The 10,617-nt window shown below is 61.9% G+C and carries 11 protein-coding genes; 4 read left to right on the forward strand and 7 right to left on the reverse strand.

From position 1 onward, the window contains the following. The first annotated feature begins 4 nt into the window (after positions 1–4). Both CZ322_RS06160 and CZ322_RS06165 read left to right on the forward strand, forming a co-directional pair. Entirely contained in the window at positions 5–787 is a 783-nt protein-coding gene (locus CZ322_RS06160) for an LOG family protein (protein ID WP_087070612.1), read from the forward strand. A 55-nt stretch (positions 788–842) separates the two neighbouring features. Continuing rightward, entirely contained in the window at positions 843–1,010 is a 168-nt protein-coding gene (locus CZ322_RS06165) for a DUF3117 domain-containing protein (protein ID WP_016442993.1), read from the forward strand. A 194-nt stretch (positions 1,011–1,204) separates the two neighbouring features. On the opposite strand, the gene CZ322_RS06170 is transcribed toward CZ322_RS06165, so the two are convergent. The 5 genes from CZ322_RS06170 to CZ322_RS06190 all read right to left on the reverse strand — a co-directional run bounded on the left by CZ322_RS06170 (position 1,205) and on the right by CZ322_RS06190 (position 6,529). Beyond that, entirely contained in the window at positions 1,205–1,828 is a 624-nt protein-coding gene (locus tag CZ322_RS06170; RefSeq protein WP_087070613.1) for an O-methyltransferase, read from the reverse strand. A gap of 107 nt (positions 1,829–1,935) precedes the next feature. Next, on the reverse strand, positions 1,936–3,093 hold the full coding sequence (locus CZ322_RS06175; protein WP_087070614.1) for an Mrp/NBP35 family ATP-binding protein: 1,158 nt from the start codon (positions 3,091–3,093) through the stop codon (positions 1,936–1,938). After that, positions 3,080–3,721, reverse strand: a complete 642-nt coding sequence (locus CZ322_RS06180) for a DUF1003 domain-containing protein (protein ID WP_087070615.1) — start codon at positions 3,719–3,721, stop codon at positions 3,080–3,082. The genes CZ322_RS06175 and CZ322_RS06180 overlap by 14 nt, the downstream gene beginning before the upstream one ends. Beyond that, a complete protein-coding gene (locus tag CZ322_RS06185; protein ID WP_087070616.1) occupies positions 3,714–5,003 on the reverse strand; it encodes a magnesium transporter MgtE N-terminal domain-containing protein in 1,290 nt (429 codons plus the stop codon). Before CZ322_RS06185 ends, CZ322_RS06180 begins: the two co-directional genes overlap by 8 nt. Further along, positions 5,003–6,529 carry an aminopeptidase P family protein gene (locus CZ322_RS06190; RefSeq protein ID WP_087070617.1) on the reverse strand — a complete coding sequence of 509 codons (1,527 nt, stop codon included), beginning with the start codon at positions 6,527–6,529 and terminating at the stop codon, positions 5,003–5,005. The genes CZ322_RS06185 and CZ322_RS06190 overlap by 1 nt, the downstream gene beginning before the upstream one ends. Positions 6,530–6,628: 99 nt before the next feature. Here CZ322_RS06190 and CZ322_RS06195 point away from each other — a divergent pair, with 99 nt between their 5' ends. Together CZ322_RS06195 and CZ322_RS06205 are read left to right on the forward strand one after the other, a co-directional pair. Then, positions 6,629–7,468 (forward strand): PHP domain-containing protein, encoded by an 840-nt coding sequence (locus CZ322_RS06195; protein WP_087070618.1) that lies wholly within the window; start codon positions 6,629–6,631, stop codon positions 7,466–7,468. A 216-nt stretch (positions 7,469–7,684) separates the two neighbouring features. After that, complete coding sequence (locus CZ322_RS06205) at positions 7,685–8,311, forward strand: MarC family protein (RefSeq protein WP_026429521.1); 627 nt, start codon at positions 7,685–7,687, stop codon at positions 8,309–8,311. A gap of 83 nt (positions 8,312–8,394) precedes the next feature. On the opposite strand, the gene CZ322_RS06210 is transcribed toward CZ322_RS06205, so the two are convergent. After that, positions 8,395–10,086: a DEAD/DEAH box helicase gene (locus CZ322_RS06210; RefSeq protein ID WP_087070620.1), complete on the reverse strand. Its 1,692-nt coding sequence runs from the start codon at positions 10,084–10,086 to the stop codon at positions 8,395–8,397. 259 nt (positions 10,087–10,345) lie between these two features. Next, positions 10,346–10,570, reverse strand: a complete 225-nt coding sequence (locus CZ322_RS06215) for a DUF3107 domain-containing protein (protein ID WP_087070621.1) — start codon at positions 10,568–10,570, stop codon at positions 10,346–10,348. Positions 10,571–10,617: the final 47 nt, after the last annotated feature.

The following is a 10,617-nucleotide window of genomic DNA, read 5'->3' on the forward strand; positions in this document are numbered from 1 at the left end:
AACCATGAACACACGCGACTATCGGCGCGGGGCGCAAACCCGGCGCGGCACCCAGATTCCGCCCGTCACCGCGGATACCAAGCTGCTCTCCAACCGCAGCAACGGGGACTGGACTCTCAGCGACCCGTGGCGAGTGCTGCGCATCCAATCCGAATTCGTGGAAGGGTTCGGGGCGCTCGCCCACGTGCCGCCCTGCGTCTCGATTTTCGGTTCGGCGCGCACCGGGCGCGACTCCCGCTACTACCGGGTAGCCGAAGAAACCGCCGATATCCTCAGCCAGCAGGGCTTCGGGATTATTACCGGGGGCGGGCCGGGGATTATGGAAGCCGCCAATAAGGGCGCCGCAGCTAATGACGGCCTCTCCATCGGCCTCGGGATCGAACTCCCGCACGAACAGGGCCTCAACGAATACGTCAATCTCGGCATTGAATTCCGCTACTTCTTCGTGCGCAAAACAATGTTCCTCAAGTATTCCCAAGGTTTCGTGGTGCTCCCGGGCGGTTTCGGCACCCTCGACGAACTCTTCGAAGCACTCACCCTGGTACAAACCGGTAAAGTTGCGGGATTCCCGGTGGTGCTGGTGGGCAGTGATTTCTGGGGTGGCCTTGTGGAGTGGATCCGCGGGCGCCTGGTCAGCGAAGGTATGATTTCGCCCGCAGATCCGAATATTTTCACCGTGGTGGATACCGCTCGCGAGGCTGTGGATGCTCTTATCGCAGGTCAGCGCTCCCTCACGGCGGAACAAGCCACGCGACAAGCTCGCCGCGAACAGGTGGCAGACTTCTAGTAGAATTAGGGGTGACGTTAGTCGCATAGTTGCGGCGAACAGGAAGGAAACCACTATGGCAGCTATGAAGCCACGCACAGGTGATGGGCCGCTGGAAGTCGAACGTGAAGCGCGCGGAATCGTGGTTCGTATTCCGGTGGATGGCGGCGGACGCCTCGTCCTGGAACTCAACGACGAAGAATGCGTCAGCCTCAAAGAAGCTCTCGCAAGCGTGGAGAAGTAACCACCACCAACGTACCTGTACCTACTACCTATCCGGGGGCCAGCCAGCGGGCGCGGCCCCCGGATACTATGCGTCCGGAGTGTTCGGAGTGCTCGGAAACCGGCGGAAACTATGTGTTCAGGAACCAGCGGATAGTATGTGTTCGGAAACCGGCGTGCTCAAACATGCCCGGTTAGATCCGGAGGGCGGTTCGGTTAGCGCAGCCGGCAAACCAGCACGCCATCGCCGAGGGGCACCAGGCTGCTATCGAGTTCTTCGGCGCGCATAAGCGCCTTAATGAGGTGCCGTATAGCGACGACGGGTTCTTCGCGGCGCGCCGGATCAGCCACTTTGCCGCCCTGGAGGGCGCCAGCCACCACCAGGAGGCCACCAGGTCGCAAAATCCGCAAGGCTTCTTCACAGTCGCCGGCAGCCTCGAGAGGATCGCCGTCGACAAGAACCATATCGTAGGAGCGGGCCGCTAGCCGCGGCAAAATATCTGCACTGCGCCCGTTAATAATGCGTACTTTCCCGGGGCGGGCCCCGGCCCGAGCGAAAAGCGAGCGGGCCACGTGCTGGGATTCGGACTCCACGTCAATCGTGGTGAGGTGAATATCCCCGGCCCGCAGTAGGTAGAGGCCGGAAACTCCACTGCCCGTCCCGATTTCCACCGCGTTCGTGACCTTCGCGCAGGCCGCCAGCACGGTGAGGAAGTTCCCGCAGGCCGGGCTCACGCAGCGAATAGAGAATTCAGCGGCGGTGGCGCGGGCCGCCCGGGTAATATCCCCCTCGATAACGGCGTCTTCAGCGTATGTCCACGCCAGGGTCCGATCGGACATAAGCCTCCTCCAAAACAGGGATAGTGCGCAGCAGTGTTTCTATCATAGTGCGCTGTGCCATGACGCGGGGTATGCGCGCCGGGCTAGCTGGCCGGAGCGCATGCACGCTAGTCAGCTGGCGCCCCGCGCCGCGGTAGCTCTTGGATGCGCGCTGCTAGGCCACGCAGAATATCACGCGCGGGGGAGTCCACCATATCGAGGACGAACGGTGTTCCCGCGTCGCAGCCTTCCCGCAACGCGGGCTCCAGCGGAATCTGGGCGAGAAGCTCAACCGGGTACCCGAGGGTCGCACTGAGATTCGTAGCGACGAGCTGCCCGCCACCGGAACCAAAAATAGTATTTTTTGTTCCGTCCGGTAGTTCCAGGTAGGACATATTTTCGACGACGCCGATAACGGTCTGCTCAGTTTGCTTAGAAACTGCACCGGCCCGTTCAGCCACGTCCGCGGCGGCAGTTTGCGGCGTCGTGACAACGAGGATATCCGCGCGGGGCAGCATCTGAGCCAAAGAAATAGCGACGTCGCCCGTTCCCGGCGGTAAATCGAGGAAAACGAAATCTAGATCTCCCCAGTAGACGTCCGCGAAGAATTGTTCGAGAGCCTTGTGGAGCATGGGGCCGCGCCACACCACCGGGGTATTCCCGGGCACAAACATACCGATGGACATGACTTTCACGCCGTGGGCGACCGGGGGGATGATCATGCCGTTGAGCTGCTGGGCGGGGGTATCCACTCCCATCATCCCGGGGATGGAAAAACCGTAAATATCGGCGTCGATGAGGCCTACGCGTTGGCCGGTGGCGGCCAGGGCAACCGCAAGATTCGCCGCAACGGAGGATTTACCAACCCCACCTTTTCCGGAGGCCACCGCGATAACGCGGGTGGGGGAGTCGGGGCGCGCGAAAGAGATCTCCCGGGTGGTGCGCCCCCCGCGCAGCTTCTGCTGGAGGTGTTGCACCTGGAGGGGGGTCATGGCACCCATGGTGATGGTGATAGTACCCACGCCCTCAAGCGCGGAGATGGCTTCGCGGACTTCCTTTTCGATAACGTCTTGGCGCGGGCAGTGCACGGTGGTGAGAAGCACCGTGAGGGTGACATCACCTTCGGGGCTCACCCGCAGCCCGTGGATCATATCCAGTTCGGTAATCGGGTGGCGTAGCTCCGGGTCGATAACCCCGGAGAGGGCTTCTAGCACCCGATCCTTGGTGAGGGCAGTGGCCGCGGGTGAGCGCGGCACCGAATCGGAAACAGGATCACTCGTGGGCACCGGGCTCCTCCCTAGGGCGGTCAAGCGCGGCGCGGGCGTGGTCATCTCCCGGATCAACCGGGACATCACGGGCTTCGCGCTGGGCTTTGACCGCATCGAGTTCTTCTTGCAATTCGCGGATACGTTCTTCGCGTTCGGCAGCGCGGTCAATATTGCGGTCATCAAGCTCGTGGAGCAAATCGCGCAATTCCGAACGCACAAAATCACGGGTGGCCATATCGCCGACCGCATCGCGCAAACCCGCAATTTCACGCATGAGGTATTCGGTATCCGCTAGGTTGCGATCAGCACGCTGGCGATCCTGTTCAGCGCTCACCTTATCCCGGGCATCCTGGCGGTTCTGGGCCAGCAGGATGAGGGGCGAGGCGTAGGAGGCCTGCAAGGAAAGCATGAGCGTGAGCGCGGTGAAACCAAATTCAGCGGAATCGAATTGCCATTTTTCGGGGGCCATGGTGTTCCACGCCAGCCACGCCACCACGAAAATGGTCAGGTAAACCAGAAAACTCGCGGTGCCCTGGAAGCGGGCGATGCTTTCCGCGGCGCGCCCGGCAGCCTCCGGGTCCTTGCGGCGTCGGCGCCGAAACAAGCGGCTGCGGCGTTCGAGTGGTTCATTGAAATCATTAGCCACGGTTCACCTCGTTCGTCGTGGATGCGGCGGCGCTCTCAGAATCCGCGCCCTCCCAGGAATCATCCATATCGCGCCAATCCTCGGGGAGGAGGTGGTCGAGCACGTCGTCAACGGAGACCGCCCCGAGGAGGAGCCCCTGGTCTACTACCGGGACAGCGGTGAGGTTATAGGTGGCTAATTCGCGGGTGACCGAACCGATGGGGGCTTCCGGATCCACACCTTCGGTATTGCGATCCAGAATAGAGCCCAGCATCGTGGTCGGGGGTTCGCGCAGCGCCCGCTGGATATGTACCGCGCCCAGATACCTCCCCGTGGGAGTTTCCAAAGGCGGGCGGCACACAAAAGCTACCGCGGCCAGCGCCGGCGGAATATCCGGGCGGGAGGCTGCGGCCAGGGCTTGGGCGACCGTATCATCCGGGCCGAGGATCACCGGATTGGGGGTCATGAGACCACCGGCGGTGCGTTCGTCATAGGTGAGGAGGCGGCGCACATCTTGCGCTTCGCCCTCACTCATGGAGTCGAGGAGGATCGCGGCCGTTTCAGAAGGCAGATCGGCCATGAGGTCGGCCGCGTCGTCGGGCTGCATCACGTCTAGAACGTCACCGGCACGTTCCACATCCAAGCCAGCCAATACCGTGACGCGGTCCTCATCACCGAGTTCTTCCAGGACGTCCGCGAGCTTTTCGTCCGTGAGCTCCCGGGCGACCGATTGCATGCGTTCTTCGGGTAAATCACGCAAAATTTCCGCAATATCCCACGGCTTGAGATCCACCAGCTGGGAGACTATTGAAGCGGCTCCCTGGGTGTGGCTCGCGGTGGACAGGCCGGCCACTTCGCTCACCTTGAGGATTTCCGAATGGCGCGAATTCGTGCCGATTCCGCGCACATACACCTGGGTGAGGCCCCATTCGCGCCCGCGCAGCGGCTCAATGGCCGCGTCCACGACGCTCATGCGGGTGCCGGTTTCCCGCACCACCACTTCGCGGTCAATGAGCTGGGCCATGACGAGTGTTTCCGAACTGCGCTGCTGGAAGCGCCGCATATTGAGCACACCCGTAATGATGACCTGGCCGTTTGCGATGGAGGTGACGCGGGTAATGGGCAGGAAGACCCGCCGCCGGCCCACCACATCAATGGTGAGCCCAACCGCGGACGGTACCCCTTTGACGCGGAACACCACGACGACATCGTGGACGGTACCCACCTGGTCGCCAATGGGATCGTAGACGGGGGTACCGGCCAGCCGCCCAATAAAAACGCGAGAATTTTGCGAGGTTTTCATTAGCGCTGCACCCGCGTGAACCATTCTTCGATATCAGCGATGGTCCGCGGTATATCTTCTGAGAGGCGCTCAGCGCCGTTTTCTGTGATGAGGATATCGTCCTCGATACGCACCCCGATGCCGCGGAAACGTTCGGGAACCTTAAGGTCATCTTCGCGGAAGTAGAGCCCCGGTTCGATGGTGAAGACCATCCCCGGTTTGAGTTCCGCATCCAGGTACATATCCCGGCGGGCGGCCGCGCAATCATGCACGTCCAAGCCGAGGTGATGGGAGGTGCCGTGCGGCATCCAGCGCCGGTGGTACTGGCCTTCGGGGGCTAGGGACTGCGCGGCAGTGCCCGGGAGCATACCCCACTTTTCCAGGTACGCGGCAATAACTTCCATGGCGGCAGCGTGCACATCCTTGAATTTCACGCCGGGGGTGCCGGCCACTTCCAGGGCGCGCTCAGCAGCTTCCAGCACGGCGTTATAGACCTCCGCTTGTTCTTCCGTGAAGGTGCCGGTGACCGGGAGGGTGCGGGTGATATCCGCGGTGTAGAGCGAATCGAGTTCCACCCCGGCATCCACGAGGATGAGATCGCCTTCGCGGACCTCGCCATCATTCGTCATCCAATGGAGGGTATTGGCGTGGTTGCCGGAGGCGGCGATGGTGTCATATCCCAGGCCGTTGCCTTCTTCGCGGGCGCGGGCGAAGAACGCCCCTTCCACCACGCGTTCCCCGCGATGGTGGGCAACCGCGCGCGGCAGGCTACGAATAATCTCATCGAAACCGGAGTAGGTGGCTGCCACCGCCTTGCGCATTTCCCGCACTTCAAAATCATCTTTAATGAGGCGAAGTTCGGAGAGGGCCTGGGCCAGCTCCACATCTTGGGCGGAATCCTGCGAGAGCCCGGCCGCGGCACGCAAGTCACTTACCTGCGCGGTGATCTGCTCCGATGCTTCGGCGAGCACCCGGATACTCACCTGGCCTTCCCCGAGGTCCTTCGCGAGGGCATCGGGAAGATTATCTAGGGAATCGGTGGCCAAGCCGGTGGCGCGGCTGACTTCCTCCAGGGAGGGACGCGCCCCCACCCAGAATTCCCCGTGGGCCGGATCCGAATAAAACTCTTCCGAGGAACGCGAGGCGCGCGGGTAGAAGTAGAGGGTGACATCATGCCCGCCTTCTTCACGCGGATTGAAAACAAGGACCGCGCCGGGTTCTTGTTCCCCGCCCAGGCCTGTCATATGCGAGAAAGCAGAATGGGCGCGGAAGCGGTAATCGGTGTCATTAGCGCGGACTTTCGTTTCCCCGGCCGGGATCACGAGGCGTTCACCGGGGAAAAGCGCGGAAAGGGCGGCGTGGCGGGCCGGTAAATAATCTGCCACTTCCGTGCGCGGTGCCGGTTCGGGCCGGGGCCCCCAATCCGAGCCCATGAACTCCCGAAACTCGAGGTTACTGGGCTGCTGAGAACGGTTATTTCCGCGGGCGCGCAAATTTTGCTGCGCAGTATCCTGATCGTGCTGTCCCTTGGTAGTCATACCGTCCATTATCGCACCCTTTGCCGACATAAAAAGCCCCGCGAACTTTTTCCGTGCCCCGGTCGGCTGCTACCCGCGCCCCGCCCGGCCCCGACTAAGCTGAAGAACATGGCTATCGATACCCACACTCATTCCACCGCCTCCGATTCCACGGTCACTCCGCGCGAACTCGTGGAGGAAGCCAGGAGTATCGGCCTGACCGGAATTGCGCTCACCGACCACGATACGGTGGCCGGATGGGAGGAGGCCGCCGCTGCGGCGGCCTCCTGCGCCGTCGTACTTATCCGTGGCATGGAGTTGTCCACGAAATGGGAAGGGATCACCTGCCATATCCTCGGGTATCTTTTCGATCCGCATGACCGTGCGATCCAGGAGCATATCGCTACCACGCGGGCGTCGCGGCTCACCCGCACCCGCGCCATTGTGGAGAAGCTCAGCGCGGACGTGCCTATCACCTGGGATGATGTAGTGGCTCATACGCCTCCGGGGGCGACCGTCGGGCGGCCCCATATTGCCGACGCCCTGGTGGCGGCCGGTGTGGTTCCCACCCGGAGCGCGGCTTTTACCCACTATCTTTCCGTGCACGGACCCTACTATGTGTCGCATTACGCGCCGCAGGCCTGCGAGGCCATTCGGATGATCACGGCGGCGGGCGGGAAAGCGGTGCTGGCCCACCCGGTGGCCCCCGCGCGCAATAAAGTGGTGCCCGAGCGCGCTTTTGAGGAGATGGCCGCGGCCGGGCTATTCGGCGTGGAGCTGCGCCATCCGGAAAACGATCCGGCGCTGGTGCCGGGCCTGGAACGCATTGCCGAGCGTTTGCAACTGCGCGGTTTTGGGGCGAGTGATTACCACGGGCGCGGGAAAACGAATCGGCTCGGGCAGTACACCACGAGCCCGGATATTATCGCCGAGCTGGTCGACGGTACCGCGTTGCCTGTGCTAGGTTAAAACGCGCTTCACTGCCGTAGCGTTCCGGCGGGAGCCGGGTACCTGCGAGCGCCATTCCTACCCGGCGCGGGCGCGGCCGTGAACATTTTCAGGATGTCTTTTCGATTCTCGCGGGGATGTCCTAGGATGGTGTCGTTATAAGTCCGGCTCGGTGTAAAACCGCTCCTGCGGATGTGGAGGACCTGGTCGCCGGGGAGAATCAGGAGGTACTGCCCCGTGGCCGTCTTTGATGTCACGATCTTCTTGTCCACCTTCATGACCCTGTTCGTTATCGCCGACCCGCTAGGTAACCTCCCGGTTTTCATCGCGCTCACCGCGCGTAATACCAATAAGGAACGCAATCGCGCGGCCTGGCAGTCGGTCCTCACCTCCGCGATTGTGCTGGCGATTTTCGCGGTTTTCGGTAAATACATTCTGGATTTGCTGGGTATTACCACCGCCGCCATGCAGATTTCGGGCGGTATTTTGCTGTTGCTCGTCGCCCTCCAGCTCATGCAGGACGAATCCAATCCGCAAGAAGAAGAGGCGAAGGCTTCCTCGGTGAATATCGCCCTGGTGCCCATGGGAATTCCGCTGCTGGCCGGGCCCGGCGCGATCGTTGCCATCATGATTAAGGTGGAGGAATCCGGCGATACCCTGGGCGGCATCCTCGCGATTATCGCGGCTTTTATTCTGCTGCACATCATTGAATGGGTGGTATTGCGTTTCGCCTCGCCCATGCACCGGCTCCTCGGCGAAGGCGGCACGGTGTTCCTCACCCGCATTGCCGGGATGCTGCTGGCCGCTATTTCGGTGCAGCTTATTATTGCCGGTGCGGTTTCGGTGTGGCCGGGCGCCGCGTAGGTTCTTTTTCCGCGCAATTCTTAAAGTCCAGGCGGGCACCTCCGGGAAATATGGAGGCGCCCGCCTGAGCCTGTTAATCCGCCTTAGTCCAGTTTGCGGGAGAGTTTACGACGCCGCCGCTGCGTTCCTGCCTGCTCGCTAGCCGCGGGAGTTTCGGCCCGCGTGCGAGGGGTGCCGAGCTTGCGGCGGGTACGCCCGGAAGTACTGTGCTGTTCTTTTTCTTCAGTACGACGACGCCCGCTTCCCGAGCGCTGCCCCTCCGTCTTCGTGGCCGTGGATGTGGCACGGCGCGATCCACGGGTCGAAGAAGAACGCCGTTCGCTCCCGCGTTCGCGCGGGCCGCGGCGCCCGCCCTGGCGGGCCGAGCGACGCTGAGAATTCCTGCGCCCGCCCCGCGAGTGCCCGGTTTCACCCAGGTCTTCAATCTCTTCGGCATCCAGACCGGCCAGCACCCGCTGGGATTCGGGGAGGGTGGAGCCGGCATCGGTGGGAATATCAAGATCGGTGTAGAGGTGATCCGAGGTGTGGTAGGTCTCTACCGGATCGGCCATCCCGAGGTTGAGCTGCTTGCTGATAAGTGACCAGCGGGGCATATCTTCCCAGTCCACGAAGGTGACCGCGGTGCCCTTATTTCCGGCGCGGCCGGTGCGCCCAATACGGTGAATGTAGATCTTTTCATCTTCGGGGCACTGGTAGTTGACGACGTGGGTGACATCGTCCACGTCAATACCGCGGGCGGCAACATCGGTTGCAACAAGCACGTCAATCTTGCCTTTACGGAAGGCCCGCAGGGTTTGTTCCCGGGCTCCCTGGCCCAGATCCCCGTGCAGGGATCCCACCGCGAATCCGCGGTCGCGCAAGGTATCGGCCAGGCGGGCCGCATTGCGCTTGGTGCGGCAGAAAATAATGGAGCGATCCCGGCCCCGGGCCTGGAGGATGCGCGCAACCACTTCGTCTTTATTCAGGGCGTGGACGCGGTAGGCAACCTGGCGAATATTTTTCACGGTGGCGCTGTCATCGCCGGGGGTATGGGCGCGAATATGCGTCGGTTTCGTCATATAGCGGCGCGCCATGGTGATGACGGGACCGGGCATGGTTGCCGAGAAAAGCATGGTGTGGCGGGTAGGTGGAACGGCGGAGAGGATTTTTTCGACGTCGTCCAAAAAACCGAGGTCAAGCATTTCATCGGCCTCATCGAGGACCACGGTGCGAACCCGGCTGAGCACGAGGGTACCGTGTTTCATGAGGTCGATGATGCGGCCCGGGGTGCCCACCACGATTTCGACGCCCTTGGCCAGCGCTTCTTGCTGGGGTTCATAGGCGCGCCCGCCGTAAATATCGACGATACGCAAGCTGCGGTGGGCAGCGGCGTTACGCAGCTCCAAAGCAACCTGTTTGGCCAGTTCACGGGTAGGAAGCACGACGAGTGCCTGGGGCTTACCCTGATCTGCCGGCGGGATATTCTCCCAGCCTTCTTCTCCCGGACCTATCGAGACTTCGAGGAGCGGGATACCGAAACCAAGAGTTTTCCCGGTGCCTGTTTTTGCCTGCCCGATAATGTCGTGCCCGGTCAGGGCAACGGGAAGGGTGAGTGCCTGGATCGGGAACGGGTGGGTAATGCCGTGCTCTTCCAGGGCACGAACGATAGGTTCGGAAACTCCGAAATCCGCGAAAGACTTGGTTTCGAGGCCTTCACCTGTGCCGGTGATATCCGCGGCGGGGGAAGTATCGGTGGGTTCATGAGCGCGGGAGGAATCAATCACTCCGGAAGCCATATGCTGTCCTTTCTGCGTGCGCTAAGGGGCACGAGCTAGGGGTGGGTGCAGCAGTTGCGATATATGCCACATCAGCCGGTTACGCACCGGCGACCGAGCACACCACCCGAGGTAGCAGCCGATCGCGACAATCCCCAGCGACCGGGCAGCTACACATATCAATCACGCCTGGAGGCGGCGTACACGGCCTCAGGCTCCCGGCTATTCTACGGCACGAACCCGGCCGGGCCGCCGCGACCTCCCGTGCACCACGAATTTCCTAGAGACCGAAGCCAACCCGGCGGGTATCCTGTTCGCGGATTTCCACGAAAGCAATAGCATCGGCGGGAATGGTTACCTCACGATTCTTCTTCGCGGTAATACGCAAAGGCTTGCCTTCTCCACCCAGGCTGGCATCGACAAGCGCGCGCAATTCCTCAACCGAGGCATCCGTTTCCAAAATCAGATCGCGGGTAGTTTCACGAAAACCAATAACGATTTCCATATCTTTCTCCTTGAATACTCTAGGGATGCGGGGCCGTAAGGCACCGC

Origin of the sequence: Actinotignum timonense (genome assembly GCF_900155575.1) — a bacterium.
In the GTDB taxonomy this organism is placed as follows: Bacteria; Actinomycetota; Actinomycetes; order Actinomycetales; family Actinomycetaceae; genus Actinotignum; species Actinotignum timonense.